This is a genomic window from Membranihabitans marinus, assembly GCF_021729155.1.
In the GTDB taxonomy this organism is placed as follows: Bacteria; Bacteroidota; Bacteroidia; order Chitinophagales; family Saprospiraceae; genus Membranihabitans; species Membranihabitans marinus.
In genome coordinates, this window is sequence record NZ_JAJQYA010000028.1 from 1 (window position 1) to 16,797 (window position 16,797).

General features: G+C 39.7%; 11 protein-coding genes. All 11 read right to left on the bottom strand.

Annotation, left to right across the window (positions count from 1 at the left end):
* Positions 1–460: 460 nt before the first annotated feature.
* Positions 461–1,678, bottom strand: coding sequence for a 6-phosphofructokinase (locus LVD51_RS14935; RefSeq protein WP_236972198.1), 1,218 nt, complete (start codon positions 1,676–1,678; stop codon positions 461–463).
* Between the two features lie 389 nt (positions 1,679–2,067).
* Positions 2,068–3,108 (bottom strand): sugar kinase, encoded by a 1,041-nt coding sequence (locus LVD51_RS14940; RefSeq protein ID WP_236972199.1) that lies wholly within the window; start codon positions 3,106–3,108, stop codon positions 2,068–2,070.
* 152 nt (positions 3,109–3,260) lie between these two features.
* Positions 3,261–4,019 carry an SDR family NAD(P)-dependent oxidoreductase gene (locus tag LVD51_RS14945; RefSeq protein WP_236972200.1) on the bottom strand — a complete coding sequence of 253 codons (759 nt, stop codon included), beginning with the start codon at positions 4,017–4,019 and terminating at the stop codon, positions 3,261–3,263.
* Positions 4,020–4,108: 89 nt separating this feature from the next.
* On the bottom strand, positions 4,109–5,407 hold the full coding sequence (locus LVD51_RS14950) for an MFS transporter (protein WP_236972201.1): 1,299 nt from the start codon (positions 5,405–5,407) through the stop codon (positions 4,109–4,111).
* A gap of 2 nt (positions 5,408–5,409) precedes the next feature.
* Positions 5,410–5,772 carry a cupin domain-containing protein gene (locus LVD51_RS14955; RefSeq protein ID WP_236972202.1) on the bottom strand — a complete coding sequence of 121 codons (363 nt, stop codon included), beginning with the start codon at positions 5,770–5,772 and terminating at the stop codon, positions 5,410–5,412.
* Positions 5,773–5,777: 5 nt separating this feature from the next.
* Positions 5,778–8,027 (bottom strand): heparinase II/III domain-containing protein, encoded by a 2,250-nt coding sequence (locus tag LVD51_RS14960; protein WP_236972203.1) that lies wholly within the window; start codon positions 8,025–8,027, stop codon positions 5,778–5,780.
* The gene (locus tag LVD51_RS14965; RefSeq protein WP_236972204.1) at positions 8,024–10,240 is read right to left on the bottom strand and encodes a chondroitinase-B domain-containing protein; all 2,217 of its coding nucleotides are present in this window, start codon (positions 10,238–10,240) and stop codon (positions 8,024–8,026) included. Before LVD51_RS14965 ends, LVD51_RS14960 begins: the two co-directional genes overlap by 4 nt.
* A gap of 31 nt (positions 10,241–10,271) precedes the next feature.
* Complete coding sequence (locus LVD51_RS14970) at positions 10,272–11,180, bottom strand: polysaccharide lyase family 7 protein (RefSeq protein ID WP_236972205.1); 909 nt, start codon at positions 11,178–11,180, stop codon at positions 10,272–10,274.
* A gap of 17 nt (positions 11,181–11,197) precedes the next feature.
* Complete coding sequence (locus LVD51_RS14975) at positions 11,198–12,130, bottom strand: PKD domain-containing protein (protein WP_236972206.1); 933 nt, start codon at positions 12,128–12,130, stop codon at positions 11,198–11,200.
* 18 nt (positions 12,131–12,148) lie between these two features.
* Complete coding sequence (locus LVD51_RS14980; RefSeq protein WP_236972207.1) at positions 12,149–13,600, bottom strand: RagB/SusD family nutrient uptake outer membrane protein; 1,452 nt, start codon at positions 13,598–13,600, stop codon at positions 12,149–12,151.
* 18 nt (positions 13,601–13,618) lie between these two features.
* The gene (locus LVD51_RS14985) at positions 13,619–16,750 is read right to left on the bottom strand and encodes a SusC/RagA family TonB-linked outer membrane protein (protein ID WP_236972208.1); all 3,132 of its coding nucleotides are present in this window, start codon (positions 16,748–16,750) and stop codon (positions 13,619–13,621) included.
* Positions 16,751–16,797 lie beyond the last annotated feature (47 nt).

The window sequence follows — 16,797 nt, forward strand, 5'->3', positions numbered from 1 at the left end:
CGTTACTTTAAAAAATTTTTATTTTAGCACCATGAATTCACTAGAACTATAAATACACACTTTTCTGAACACTACCACCATAGTGGATATTACGGATCGTTTTGTGCTGGATTAAGTACAAAATTTAAATGCTATCTCGTCGCAGCACAGTGGCTGCGACTTCTCTCGCCCTGGCTTCCCCACCCGGAGCACAGTGGCTCCGGTTCCCTCGCCAAAGGTCGATTTACGACCTTTGATCCTTCAGATTTTGCTCGGTCACACCCACGACACAGTGGTCGTGGCTCCCTCATCGTAGGCCTATTTAAGGTCTACGGTTCTTCGAACTACATTCGGTCGTGAGCTTCATTCGGTCATGTCCTCAAAATGAATTAAAAGACCACGCTGGAGCACAGTGGCTAAAAAACTAACGAAATACGAATTACCCAATCCATTAAATATGGATTGGGTAATTCGTATAATTCTATATAGCGAGTATTTTTTCAAAATCGTAATCTTCCGGCACATCTAAATATTGTTTGGCTGCAGGGTAGTCATGCCGGTCAATATAATGGAGGTTTTGAAAATAGAGTTGGACGAGTTCAGAGTTAATATCCACCAATCGGGGAGGTATTTTCCCATCTTTACCCTGAATATCGGATAGGAAAAGAGGAGTAATTTCACCTCTCGAATTGGCTGTTACCATGCATCCACTCAAACCTTGATCAAACAACTTCTTTACTCCCAAACCCAATAAGGTACATAGGGTAAGGTCAAATCCGATAGGGCGACAACAGCGCAGTTCGTATCCCAATTCTATAGGTCGAGTTTTAATGTCTAATTCGAGGGCCTTTAACCGTTCTTGCAACAATAAATTAAAAATATGAGCCTTGCTAACATTGCCTAACTCAGGATGTCCATGGTCGTCATAGGTAAAATTGATGCCACATTTTTTTAATTCAGTATTTGACATATTATGAAACACTCCTTCGCTGATTAATGCTACGCCATAATGGATGTTTTTAATCTTTCGTTTTACAATGGAAGAGATGATCAAATTCACCACTTTGTCAAAAGTTACCTCGGTTTTGTTGAACATTTCTGGGATAACCATCATTGGAAAATGGCAACTTGCGGCAATCCCAAAGGCCAAATGCCCAGCAGAACGCCCCATTGTAGACATTACAAACCAGTTTTGGCTGGTTCTCGCATCTTCATAGGTAGTATTGCCTATGCGTACACCTTCATCTTTGGCCGAGTGAAATCCAAAAGTGGGGTTGCGATCGGGTAGGGGGAGGTCGTTGTCTATGGTTTTGGGGACGTGAATATTGGATATAGAAATATTTTCGTTTTGCAAATATCCCGTTATCCTATTGGCAGTAGAAGCTGTATCATCACCTCCAATGCTCACCAATAGTTTTACATTGTTGTCTGTAAACAGAGCAGTGTTTAGGTTTTCCTTATTGGGCTTAAATCTACTCATGATTAATGTCGATCCACCCCTGCTAAATATTCGATCGGCATGAAAAAAATCAAATTCTTTGATGGATGGATTTTCGTTAAAAATACCTTTAAAGCCTTCATGTAGACCGAGCACACGATAGCCATCATTTAAAAATATTTTAGCAACAGTACTTACTACTGCATTAATACCCGGTGCGGGACCACCCCCGCAAAGAAGAAGTATGGATTTCTTTTTCATAATGTTATAAATTAAATTTATTTATAATCATAAAGTATATTTTATCTTCTACTAGACAGTAGAGACCTCTCGTTTTATAGTCAACATCCTGGGTCTTCACTAAATGTATTGGGAGACGCCAGTCATTGATTTTTTGGGTAAGTGATTTTGTCGATTGACAATCTCGAGCTTAGGATAATTTCACAATTATCTTTGACCATTGACTATATCGATATACTCTTTGCAAGTCTTGAAATAAATCATTAAATAGCAATATTTAAACCACAATGACTATTTTCCAAGTCTCCTCAATTTACACAGATGGTCTATGGTATTAGTGATATCTCATTGAGATACAGAAAAAATGGTCTTCTCAAGGATGTCGTAAATAATTAGGGGAAACCATTCAACTATCGGGATACTCTTCCAGATGCATCTCCGCCCATGAGTTTTTCAACTTCATCCACGGTTACCAAATTGGCATCGCCTTTAATTGTATGTTTGAGACAAGAGGCTGCCACCGCAAAATCCAATGCATTTTGATCGTCATCAGGATACTGCAATAATCCGTAAATCAAACCTCCCATAAACGAATCACCACCTCCCACGCGATCTACAATGTGGGTTATTTGATATTGACGGGTTTCGAACATTTTTGATCCGTCCCACAATACTCCAGCCCATGTGTTATGAGAAGCGGAAATAGATCCTCTAAGTGTAGTGATAACTTTTTTGGCTTTGGGAAATTTCTTCATCATTTGCTTGCAAACCGATAAAAAGGCTTCCGCTTTGACATTATGTCCATCTTTGTGTACATCGAGTCCTTCGGGATGAATGCCAAAATGTTTTTCAGCATCTTCTTCATTTCCGAGGATAACATCGCAATAGGAAGTGAGTTCTGTCATTATTTTTTCTCGATCGCCACCGTATTTCCAAAGTTTGGCTCGGTAATTAAGATCAGTAGAAATAGTGACACCCATTTTGTCGGCTACTTTTAAGGCTTCCAGACATACATCTGCAGCACTCTGGGATATGGCAGGGGTAATTCCCGTCCAATGAAACCATCCAGCGCCTTCGAAAACTTTTTCCCAGTTAATGGTTCCGGGTTTAATCTCCGAGATTGCAGAATGGGCTCTGTCGTATACTACCTTGCTCCCTCTACTAACCGCTCCTGTTTCTAGGAAGTAGATGCCTAATCGATCTCCTCCGAAAATGATATTTTGGGTATTGACTCCTCTTTTTCGCAATTCCATTAAAGCACATTCTCCAATATCGTTCTTGGGCAATCGGGTTACAAAATCTACCGGTACACCGTAATTGGCTAATGATACAGCGACATTAGATTCTCCACCGCCATATACCACATCGAAACTATTGGTCTGTGAAAATCTTAAAAATCCTGGAGGCGCTAAGCGAAGCATGATCTCGCCAAATGTTACTACTTTTTTCATTAAAGCTAGAGTTTTGTTTTGATATTGTTTATCAATTAGTTAATAGTTTGGGGTTGTGAGGTCAGGCTCAACCGAACTTTGTGGTTGGGTTGAGCACAACATCACTATTTATTACATATAAAATGACTCTTATATATAAGTGTTGGACTTCTTTAAATTCCTAAAGATTGACCTCCTCCAACTTGTATGGTTTCAGCCGTGATAAATGAGGCATCTTTACCAGCCAAGAAGGAAACAACACTAGCCACGTCTTCGGGTTGACCCAGTCGTCCCAGCATAATATTCTTGGACCAAGAGGCGAAAACCTCGGGTTTGGTTGATTTTATTTGCTGGTGAAATGGGGTGTCTATTGTACCCGGAGATACTGCATTTACTCGAATACCGTATTCTGCCAAATCTTTTGCTAGGGCTCTGGTAATGGTGTGAACTCCAGCCTTGGATGTTCCGTATATTCCAGCTCCTGGTCCACCTGCATTCCAGGCTGCATTTGAAGTATAATTAATGATGGTGGGGTGATCCCCTTTTTTGAGATATGGGATGGCAGCTCTTGAAGCAAAAAACACTGAATCTAGATTTAATGCCATTACATGTCTGTAGAATTCAGTCGTCATTTCTTCAAATCTAGATCGCCCACCTAATCCACCGGCATTGTTTACCAGTACATCTATTCTACCGTATTTTTCACCGATTTTCTTGATGTTGGAGGTGACGGCTTCCTCCTGAGTAACATCAAATCCAAAATAGTCAGCATCTATGCCTTCTGCTTCCAGTTCTGCCACTCTTTTACTTCCTTCTTCGTCGCGGATTCCATTCAAAACAACAGTATAACCGTCTTGACCCAATCTTCTTGATACTGCAAAACCTATACCACCTGTGGCTCCGGTTATTATAGCTACTTTATTTTTATTCATTTTGATTATTATTATTGATAATTTCTTTGTGATTATCGAATTTTGAAAAAATATTTTTAATTATTTGTAAATGTATACTTTTTTGGATTTTATTGCGGTTTCAAAGGTGCTATTTTAGGACATAATATCCACACACTGGCCAATGCGATCACGGCCATAGAAGCACCGATGACAAAAGCTGGTGAGTAATTGCCCCCAGAGGTAAGCCAGGGTACGAGATAGATAAGACCTGCAGCCGTCAGCTTTGCCGCCATACCTGCAATTCCAGACAATGTCCCTACGGTTTTGCCCCCAAAAAAATCACTGGGTAGGGTTTGTACATTTCCAATCGCAGTCTGAAATCCAAACAAAATAACTGCCATTATTAATACCGCCGATGTCGGTCCACCTGGATTGGCCATGGCCAATAAACTGGGCAACATAATTAGACAACCTATGGTTATAATAATCTTTCTAGTCTTGTCCACTGACCATCCTGCCTTTAATCTATTTTGTGCAAATAAACCTCCAAACCATGCTCCTAACATAGCTCCTACATAAGGAACCCATCCGTACAGGCCTATTGTTTTCACATCCATGCCGTAAACCTCATTAAGATAAATGGGTATCCATACAACGAATAACCACCAAATGGGGTCAATGGTCGCAGAAGAAATAATAACTCCCCAACTCTGTTTATGAGTTAATAGTTTTCCCGTACTCGGATTGTATCCTTCATCTGGACTGCCATCTTCATCTATGTCTTGATTTTGCTGCCCAGTCAAGATGTAATGCCGTTCTTCTTCAGATATCCAAGGGTGTGATTTCGGTGGTGATTTTACTAAATACATCCACGGAATCAACCACAATAATCCAATTAAACCAACCAAAATAAAGATGGTTTGCCAGCTAAAATAAACGGTTAAAAAGGCAATAACAGGTATGGCAATGATTCCTCCTATGGCCGCTCCTGAATTAAATAGACCTTGGGCAAAGGCGCGTTCCTTGGTTGGAAACCATTCCGCATTTGCTTTAGCAGCTCCTGGCCAGTTCCCGGCTTCAGCAATCCCCAAGATAGAACGGAATATTCCAAAGCTTAAGACGCCTTGAGCTAAAGCGTGTAGCGCTGTGGCTATGGACCATACACCAATAGATATGGCAAATCCTATTCTCGTACCTACCCAGTCGAGTATCTTACCAAATATAGCTTGTCCAAAGGCATATGAAAACATAAATATCACTGATATTAATGCAAATATCTCTTTGCGCTCATCATTGGTCTTCTCTGGAAATAAATCTTCAGCTATATCTGGCCAAAGCACACCTATAGACTGGCGATCTATGTAGTTAATAATTGTGGCAATAGCGATTAAGGTTATTACCCACCATCTAAGTCCTTTAATTTTCATATTTATTGTTCTTGCATTTCATATCCGAGAAAATCCTCGCGTGCTGGACTAAACACATCGATTAATACCCCTGGTTGTGAGCAGACACAGCCATGCATGATGTGTGGTGGAATGTAGAAAGAGTCGCCACCTTTTAAAGTCTTAATTTCTTCTCCTATGGTCATTTCAAATTCACCACTCACTACATAGGTTACCTGTGAATGATAATGTTTGTGCATTTGTCCAATGGCTCCTTTCTGAAAGTCTACCTTAACCAGCATGATTTTGCCATCGTACCCCATTATTTGTCTTTTCAATCCTGGACCTACTTCTTCCCATTCCGTTTGATCTCCGTGAAAGAATTCTTTTGTTTGTTTAATTTCCATTTTTCTCAATTTTTAAGTTTGTTAATTGTTATCGGACCAGTCCATGATATTTTATGGCCGTCTGGTATTTCTATTTTATGAATGGCATTGGATTCGCCATTGTAATGGTTTATACATACTCTCCATTTGTTGTTGTCCACATCGATTAAGTCAAAAACACTGTATTCCACACTCTCTAGAATACTTTCAATGGATTTTATCTTGCCATAGGGCTGATGAGGAATCTCAGTAACTGGATTATAGCTACCATGGCTTTCAATCACAGAGATGAAACTGGGATTAATCGCCTTAGATTTTCGATGAATCATAAAGGCGTCTCTTCTCAAATTGAATTCATGGTCATTCGCACCAATTCTGGCTAAAATTACTTCGTCGTTTATTTCGGATTTGGTAGTCAGGGTATACATTTTTTGGTCTTTTAACCAAGTCATGCTAATCGATGGATTTTCAATTTTTGCCACAGCCTCTTGGTAGATATGTTGGTATCCATGACTGTCGCCCAATATTTCTGGATCATTGGACTGGTATTTGAAATCCGCTTTCAAAAATTGACCCGCAAAGTGTAGGGGAAGATCAAAATCATGTGCTTCCTCACCAAAAGCTCTCACAATGTCGATGACAATGGGTTTGTCAAATTCATCATCCTTCCACAAGACCACCAATCGCTCCAAATCATGGTTTTTATAAGCCATAGTGTCCTTAGCACTAATAATCTGTAAATCTCTATTGGCAGCATTGAAATAAATAGGGATTGAATATCCAGACTTTGCAACGTCATAGATGCCATCGAAATGAGATTTTTGATCCATCACTAATGCGTTGTGAGCAACGGTTTGTTTGGCCCAAGTTTGGTTTTCGTCTAAGTATCTTCCACCTGCTTTTTGGTCAATGTTCACCCAGCGAGCTGCTCCGTAATCCTGTAACACTTCAGTAGGACCGTCGTAAATAGAATAGGACAGCTTGTCGAAGTGTCCATGTCCCAATCCTTGGGACGTATATTTATATACTACATTGAATTCTTCAGATCCACCTCCCCATCTCAAAACACCTAAACCTCCTTTATTCCCATCTTTGCCATCCTTCATTTCCGTGGATGACCTTTGAAGTCCAGCTATGGAAATATTTTCTAATGCTTTAGATATTTCAAATCCACTCTGATCCAGTAATACTTTGTTTTGCAACTGGGCAGCGAGTAAAAACTCTTTGTCTCGGCTATTTGCATAGGCTATATTCACAGCTGTTACCACAGATCCGGCCGCTATCGACATCCCTTTCTGAGCATCGTTGATGGGGAAAAATTCTCCTTTCGAGTCGGTTTGGGCCAACATAGTTTTTACAGCTTTTATAAGCAATCCCCCGCGATATTCAAATATTTTTAGTTCTGGCATATGGTGATTTAGTCCCTGTGCAAAAACCATAAAAGGCAGCATGGCGTATCGATGATAATAGGGGCCTTCTTCATAATAGCCGTCGGGTGAAAAAGCATAATCGATTTGAGCAAAAAATCCAGCTATTGCTCTATCTCCATCATATATTAATCCCCCATCGTTGTCCTTTTCCAAACTTATATCCTTCTTAATTTCTAAACCATATAAGGCTCTTTGAATCAGTTCTTTGTTGTTCAATGCCAATCCAATCATGCCTACTGCTGCGTTCCCCCAAGTGGAATGATTGTGAATTCGATTAAAAAACTTGGGATTCTCAATGGAAATAAAATCTGCATATGGAATCAGAAGTTCTTCCTCTATGGTCCTTCTCTCAGCAAGAGATAGAAAATGGTAGATAGCATCATAGGCTTGAGCTGTATACATAAGCCAGTTGGCATCGTTTAAGCATTGCCAAAACAATTTCCCAGGTGAATATGATTTTCTACTCGGATGTTTGTCAATACGAGGATATAGTTCAACATATTTAAACAACATATCCTTGACGTAATTACCGTATTTTTCCTCTCCTGTGATTTGGAAAAGCATGCCGGCCGTCCTCATTAGCCCGTAATTGCGCTTATGGGTTTCATGTGAATATCCGCCGGCCATATCTTTGGGAATAGGTACTTCCATAGGAGCTTCCAAGACAGAGGCAAATTCCAATATGGCTTTATCCAAGACTTCTTGATATAAGCGGGGACAACATTCATCCTTTATACGACTTACCCCTTCCGCAGTAAGTAACAAATTGGGATGTTCCTGACCTATGAGAAATGAATTCAGACCCAATACTAAGGTTACCATATATAATAATCGACTACCTATCATTTCTCCACTGTTTTTATATTTTCTGCCGTATATGCCGGGTCGTTAGAACTTATTCCTTCAGAATTTTTAAAAGAAGTATTCTTAACCGCTATTACAGGATCCCCTACGACTAAATGGAGATTGAGCTTTTTGCTGTCTTCAAAAGAAAGCCCATTCATCTCTGCCAGTTGGACACCGTGAATGGATACAGCAGCGTCAACTTTGTTTCTAATATCATGGCCTACGTTTTTGAAACTAGAGTTGTTGAGGTCGAGGATAGGACCGAATGTGCTTTCGTCCCGACCTCCTCGGTACAAATGAATAGCTGCGCCACCTACATTTTCAAAATGGCAATCCTTTACAAAGACATTCTCTACATTGTAGATGCCGATGTCATCTGTTTCTTTGTCCATATTCAAAACATGGCCAGAAATGTTTTTAAAATTGCAATTGACCAATTTGATAGAATCAGCGAAGGTGTTCTTAAATACCCGGAGTACATTGAAACTATGGTTGACATCAAGATCAATGAAATCGCAGTCTTCAGCGAAAAATTTGTAATTGTTTATCATGCTATACCTGCTGGTTCTCACCACATTGTTGCCAGAATAGTCATCGGATTTAATTCCCGAAATCAAAAGGCCCTTTAAGCTGAGTGCACCTCCATTTTCGATATTGAATAGCGATGATTTTTCGAATGTTATCGTTGGTTTATCACCCTCTAATGATGAAGTTACTGTTATGGGATGGTTGATGTCAATGGATTTTGTCATGTGGTATTCTTCGCCATTTTCCAACACGATGATATCTCCAGACTTTGAATTTTTAATCGCATTGTAGAGTGAATTTTTTCCAGGCTCTACATCTATTTTTTCACCGTAGTTAAAGTTAATGGTATAATCTTTTTTGGGATACCAGGATACGCCGGTGTTATCGCTAGAAGGTCTTTCACTTTCCATGGCTGGACCAATAGAAGTAGTACTTGCCGGTAACTGAAGTCCATTTTTTGTTGAAAACGAGATAGTTTCTTTGGTAAAGCCGTCCTTAATAAGTTGGCCGTTGTTTTGGGGTTCTTGAATATTGGGACTCAAGATATTTCCGTCAAAATCAATGCCGCTGATATCGTCATATACCGTAAATACATCATCCTTGTTTTCATTGTAAATTAGATTATTGGTAAATGTTGTATTTTCTGGTGTTGCACTTCTTTCTTCATCGCTGCCAGCACAAAACTGTATATAGTCGCAGTCGACAAAGATGTTGTTAGCCGCCTTGGAATCTTTAACTTGAAAATATCTGTTGATGGGTGAATTCGGTACTCCATTCATAATGACCAAAGCCCCTCTAAATCGATATCCTGTCAGTCCTTCGCAATAGTTATTGATTACCGTTTGTTTTTCATTGATGATTCGTATCCCCCCGGTATTGGCTTTTCTGTTGCCGAAAAAATAGTTGTTGTCCACTAAAGTCTCATTGCCATGACGCATGGTTAATGTCCCTTGGCATTCGAAAAAAGTATTGTTCCTAAAAGTGTTCTGACAACTCTTGTTCGATATGATTTCATGTTCTCCATTACATCTTTCGAAATAATTGTCTTCCACCAAGGTGTTGGAATTGGTGAGAGAATGGTGACTGGTTCCTATCCGCAAGGTTTCTCCTCCATTGGAACCCAATATTGGATGGTATCCAAAATAATTGTGATCAATTCTATGGAAGTTTTCCCGACTTTCAGGAGTGGTTAATCTCACCGCCAGAGTAACCCCGTTGTTTCTTTTGCCTACGAGATAACTGTGGTCGAATCTATTGTTTTTTCCGTATAGGGCAACCCAATAATCGGACTCAAAGCGTTCACTCGGATTGTAATCATCAATGACTATTTCTGTCATCCTACAATTGTTACAAAAATCCTTGCTCGATGTCCTATATTCAACTACTGCCCCAGTAGGGGTATGTCCATTTCTAAAAACCAAGCCTTCGACATGAATATATTCTCCGCTTATTTGAAGATTCGATTCTCCTTCTAAAAAAACTTTTCCTTTGTCTTCAACGGTGAGTACAATGGGGTTGTCTTCAGTCCCTATTCCTTTAAATACCAACTCTGCGTTCTCCCATATGCCATTGGCCAATATCACTTTGTCGCCTGGAGATAGATTTTCGGTGGCTGCTTTAAACGCTGCCATATCCTTCACTAAAATTCCATCGGATTGGGTCAGACAACTCGTGAGAATTGTCATACTTATAAATATTATGAAAGTGTATTTCATCTTAATGTGTTACTTCTAGTGAATAATATTTTACTTTCGCAAAACTTCCTTCTTCTGTTGTCGTCAGATAGTTTCCAGCCTTAAAGTAGTTTTCAAAAACTCCCCATTTTTCTACGTGGATATCATCAAAAACCATGGTCTCGGTATCGTTTAATATAATTTCGAGTCTGTCTTTTTGAGCGATAATCTCCAATTGGAATTTATCGAAACCCACTACTTCATCAAACCAATGACCCTCATCGGTCCAGGCATCTGTTTTGAGAATGTCGACATCATTGACGGCTACATCTTTCAATATTTTTCGCAATACTCTCACTTTCCCTTTATTCCAATATATTTTTAAAATCGGCGGTGCGTTGTTGTCATCTTCGCCGATTAGATCTCTTTGTTCATTCGATAGTCGGCCATGAATCTGCATAATGATGGTCCTGTGAAAGTCATCATTTTCATCTTTTGAAATTTCAGACATTCTTAGTGTTCCCTTCATCTTGCCTCCTTGCTCAAAAGTCCAATTGGTGGAATTGCTACCAGAAACCATTTGTTCTCTAAGTTCACATCTGGAATACGATGTATTGTTGGTAGTTGATCCTGGATATGCATAAAATACCAGAGCTCCTTCAATTGAATCGTTATACATATATGGTTGAAGCAATTCACTGTCTCCATAATCTAGTATTTCGGGAGGGGAGACTTCAGTAGGATCTCCTATGGGTAAAGTCACTTTCCAGTGGTTTAAATCAATTTTTGGTAAGAAATAATCCACTCCTTCTACCTTTTGAGTTTTTTCTTCCACTATTGGCGGTTCTGGGTTAGTAGTAGCTATGGGTTCTTTAGTAGAAGTACAAGAAGCTAGACAAATAACCACCCCGGCTGTAAACCAAGATTTACAGGACAATCTTATTTTTTTCATGTTTTCCAGGTTTTAGGTTAATTGGCCGGATATACCTTGACATTATCGACATAGGCATCTACATCGGTAACTCCATAAATCAGTATAGCAACTTCTCCACTTTCATTGGATGTAAATGCAGCTTCCACCGTAGTAAATGTCGTTTTTCCTAAATCATTGCCACCGACATGATGGACCAGCGGCTGTTCATTGTAGCTTGCTACAGCATCGGCACCATCATCAAAGTGACCGTCAATGATCCCTCCGATAATTCTATTTCCTCCTTCGGCGATAGTTCCATCGTCTTTAATGGCGTATTCATATTCTAAAATATAATCGGTATTGGGGGAGACTACTATGGGTTGATAAGCATATCTAGTATTGGAACTGAGATATACACCAGCCGAGGTACTTTTTGTCCACTTAGCCCCTGTAGTTTTTGATCCATTGTCCGATCCGTCATAATTCAACCAAGATCCATCGCTACTCGTATTAAATGGATTGGTATTTCCACCTGAAAAGCTTGAGAATTTCCAACCTGATGTTCCATCCGAGAAATCACCATTGATTATCTCTGGAGTTATGGCTACAAATTTGTTTTCAACGATTACATCGTAGGTTACTGCGTCTGAGGCTCCATTGGCATCGCTAACCGTTAGGGTGACGGGATAACTTCCTTCTCCATCTACAAAAGTATAGGTAGGATCTTGCTCACTTGATGTGTTTCCACCCCCAAAATCCCAGAGATAAGTCGTTGCTTCAAAGGATAAATCACTAAAGATGATCGTCGTAAAGTTGCTTCCATCAGGTATATAGGAAAAATCAGCTACAGGCAGTTCAGTATCGGGAATAGAATTGGCTTCTGGTAGTTCGAATTCGTAAAAACTCTCACAACTGGAGTAGAAACCGATTAATGCGATGCATGAAGACCAAAGGGTTATTCTGGAGATTGTATTTATTGTATTTTTCATTTTTTTTAAATTTGGATATTAATAACCTGGGTTTTGAGATAATAGACCAGCGCTTAGATTAATTTCTCTTGAGGGGATAGGGAGGAGTAATAACCTAGAGTTGTAACTCGTGTATCCCATCTCACTGGCATGAGCACTCATAACAGCATCAGCCACACCAAATCTTAACAGATCATAGAAACGCTGATTCTCAAAAGCCAATTCCACCCGACGCTCCACGAGTAATGCCTCTTTGGTCAATATAGAAGGTCGATCAGCTATGGGGTCAAATCCAGCTCTAACTCGTACTTCCATATAGGAGTCAATAGCAGCTCCATTGGTGGTTTCAGTTCCTCCGGCTAAGATGGCTTCTGCATGCATTAATAGAACATCTGCATATCGCAGTACGATCCAATCGTTGCCAGCATCTCGCGGACTGGCACCATAGGTAGGTGTACTTCCTGTGAGGTCGGTACCTTCAGGTAAAAATTTGATAACTTCATGTGAGTCTCCAAATGAAATATAGGATTTTGCCGTTCTGTTTCCGCCATAAAGGTTGAAATCGGCTATTAAATTGTCATTGACTAAGTTGTGTCCATCCTCTCTACCTTGGCTAAAAGCGGCAGTAAATTCAGAGGAATAACTTTGACTTTCTAGTGAGTTGCCTAATTCATATTGTACGGCAAATAGTATTTCGTCGTTTAATTCATCGTAGAATACATCGTAAAAGTCAGGTTCGAGAGCGAAATCTCCACTGTTGATTATGTCTTGACACAATTGTTCTGCACCGGAGTAATTTCTATTCTCTTGGGTTAAGTAAGCTTTGGCCAAAAGACCTTGGGCAGCTGCTTTCGACGCTCTAGATTTATAGCTGTTATCTAGATTGTCAATGGCAAATTGTAAATCTGATTCGATTAGTGCATATATTTCTGATTCAGCCACTCGGGAGAACAGTAATTCATTTTCTAATGGGCCCACAACGGTATTGACCAAAGGAACTGAACCAAATAATCGAACTAATTTGAAATAGGCAAATGCTCTTAGGAATCTCGCTTCTGCGCTATATCGATTTTGATTGCTTTCATCGGCAACATCAATAAAATTTAAGATGCTATTGGCTCTAAAGATCACATCGTACATAGATTCGTAATAATCTTCTGATTGAACATTGTTGGCGTCTACTTCGTATCTGTGAAAGTCGGCTTTTGTACCTTCAAGTGTTTTGGTTCGCGTGTTGTCGCTGCGCATTTCCGATAGCATATATTCAAACTGAATACCTCTATTGGAAGAAACAAGACTTGTGGTTGTATTTTCATTTACACCCTGAACAGCGTCGTAGATGCCTATAACTCCAGCTAATACATCGGCATCACTTTGATAAAATGCATCGACAACAATGGAGGAATCCGGAAGTGGATTTAAAAAGTCATCATCGCAAGAGAGGAGAGTAATAGATGATAATACAATACTTATATATAATAGATATTTCATTATTTGTATTTTTTTAAATTAGAAATTTACATTTAGACCAACCGATATGGTTCTAAATAATGGGGTACCTGCTCTTTGAGCTCCATACGCTCTAGGGTTGTTATTGGTGTCCACGAATTCGGGATTGAATCCATGGTAGTCGTCAGAAGTTTTGTATATGAGGTTCTGACCGGCTGCATATAGTCTCAGTCTTTCTAAACCTACTTTTGACAATAGATTACCAGAAAAGTTATACCCAATATTCACATTTCTCAATGAAAAGTATCCTGCGCTTTGTACCACATCATTGGTCAATACTCTTTGCTGTAAGAAGGATGGATGAGAGATTACACCATCTTCAACCACTTGAGCAACATCTGAGGTCGCCCCTTGCCAATGTGTACCAAAATATTGATCTCCTATATTTTTTACTTCTGCACCCTGGCTTCCTTGAATCATAACGGAAAAGTCAAAGTTTCCGATGATAACTTCATTGGTGAAACTCCAAACGATGTCTGGATAGGGATCTCCGAGGATGGTCTTGTCTGCATCGGTAATAAGGCCATCGCCATTTAAATCTTTGACTATGATATCTTCGGATACTCCGTTGATGGGAATATAGGGAGAGTCATAATACTGAGTGGCCAATTCCTCATCAACTACAAAGCCGTAAAAAGAGGATATCGGGTTGCCAATTAAATTAATCCATTGTGAATTTCTCCCGAAGCCATCTTCCAATAAAGCTCCGTTGGACTCACCAAAACTGATTAATTCATTTTTGTTGGTTGAAACAATGAGGGAGGAATTCCATTCAAATTTTTTGTTGGCAATATTTCTCGTTTTTACTTCTAATTCCCAACCGCTATTTTCAACTTCTCCTAAATTTACTATTCCCGCATTAAATCCAGTTACATAAGAAACCGGGTTTTCCAATAGCAACTGATCACTGGTTCTCACATAGTAGTCAACGGAACCGGAAATCCTGTTGCTAAAGAATCCGAAATCAACACCTGGATTGAATTCCTTTGAAGCTTCCCATTGCAACAAGGTGTTGGCAATATTTCTGGCCGCAATACCAGGAGTAATTCCCCCTTCGGTAATGGCATTTTTGGTATTCAATAATGCCAGATACGGGTAGGCATTAATGATGTCGTCTCCTACATTAAAGTTTTCATTACCGGTCAAACCGTAACTGACTCTAAACTTCAATCTACTTAGAAAATCATTTCCGCTTAAGAAATCCTCCAAGTGGGCATTCCAACCCAATGAAACGGCTGGGAAGTTACCCCATTTTGAATTTATTCCGAAAACGGAACTACCATCTCTTCTAAACGAGGCATTAACTAGGTATTTGTTGGCGAAAACGTAATTGATTCTACCGAAATATCCAATCTTATTTTTCTCTATGTTTAGTTCTTCAAATTCAGATATTGAAGTAGCTCCTTGAAGATTTTTAAGCAAATCGTTAGAAAATCCTGTGGCTTCGACAGAGCTTATTTCAGTTTTTCTTTTTTGGAATGAGGCACCTGCCAATACACTGAATTCATGTCTACCTATTTCTTTGTTGTACGACAAAGTGTTGTCAGATATTATTCTCGTTTGAAATCTGTTCTCTAATGAATAGGCAGCTCTACTAGCCAATGCGTGGTGTAGGGTACCGTCATATCGAGTTCTTTTTCGGCTTTCTGTAGTAACTCCTAGCGAGGTTTTGGCAGTAAGACCTTTGGCTAATTTATAGCTCAAATAAGTAGAACCCAGTAATTTGGTATTGTATTCATAGTGTTCTCTTTCTACATATTGAGCATAGGGATTGGCATCTCCCGTAGTTCGCGGTCTACTTCTGCTGCCGTCGCCATTAATATCCAAGTTGATTAAATGATCTTCCATGAAATAGTCTCCTACACCAATGTTGGGATAGGCATCGGTATCGAGAAACTGTAAAGTTTCTTCTGTATGGTATATAGGCAACCATGGAGATTGTCGCAATGGATTGTGAATGGATGTTGGCAGAGCTCTTCTTTTGGAATAGGAGGGAGTAATGCTCAAACCGTATTTTAATTTATCAGATAAATTGGTGGTCAATTTTAAATTGACGGTATATAATTTAAAGTCGTCAGTAATGACTACTCCTTCATCGTGTAAGTATTTCAAAGATGTGCTAAATGTAGTTTTTTCACTTCCCCCTCGGGCAGATAGAGAGTGACTTATAATGTTGCCACCATCGAAGAATACATCTTGCCAGTCTCTGTCTATTCCAGTGGTTTCCACCAATTTCTGGGCGTAAAGGGCATTGTTTGAAAGTAGGCCAGTTTCGGCCAATTCTTTGGCATTCCAGCTGGCGACACTCTTTTTGTAATCCTCACTACCGAAAGCACTCTTGCTGCCGACATAGGTTTCATAACTAAATTTGGTTTTCCCAGCTTGACCACTTTTTGTGGTAATTAAGATAACTCCATTGGATCCTTCACTTCCGTAGATAGCAGCGGAAGCGGCATCTTTCAGTACTTCAAAGGAGGCTACATTGTTCATGTCGAGGTTTCCTAGGAAGCTTGCATCGACTACGATTCCATCGATTACGACAGCGGGGCCGGATTCGGCATTGACCGAACCAAAGCCTCTAATGGTAATGGTAGGTGCAGCCCCTGCTTCGGCTGAAGTCGCCTGGATATTAACTCCAGATACTTGTCCCACTAGAGCATCATCCACCCTGGCTACTGAGATTTGATCTAAGTTTTTATTTTCCACTTTTGATACAGCTCCTGTTAGGTGAGATTTTTTCTGAGTTCCATATCCCACAACGACTACTTCTTCTATGGCCGTAGCATTTTCTGAAAGAGTAATGGATAAGTTGGTTTCGTTTCCTACTTCAATTTCTTGTTCTAGGAAGCCTATATAGCTAAATACTAACACATCAGATGGACTAGCTTGAACACTAAAATTTCCATCAAAGTCGGTGACTGTTCCAGATCCACTTCCTTTTACCAGTACATTTACACCAATTAATGCCAATCCAGCTTCATCATTAACTGTACCGGAAATGGTTTGTGTCGCCTGCCCGAAAACAGAATTAGTTTGCAATAAGGTAAGGGTGAAAATTAAAAAGCAGAACTTGAAGAAATACCTTTGGGGAGTTTCAGCCTTTTTATAGGTCTTGTGATTTTTATTTCTCATATTTTTTGCCTTATTTTAAGGCTTTTAAAAGGTTGGTAAATAACATT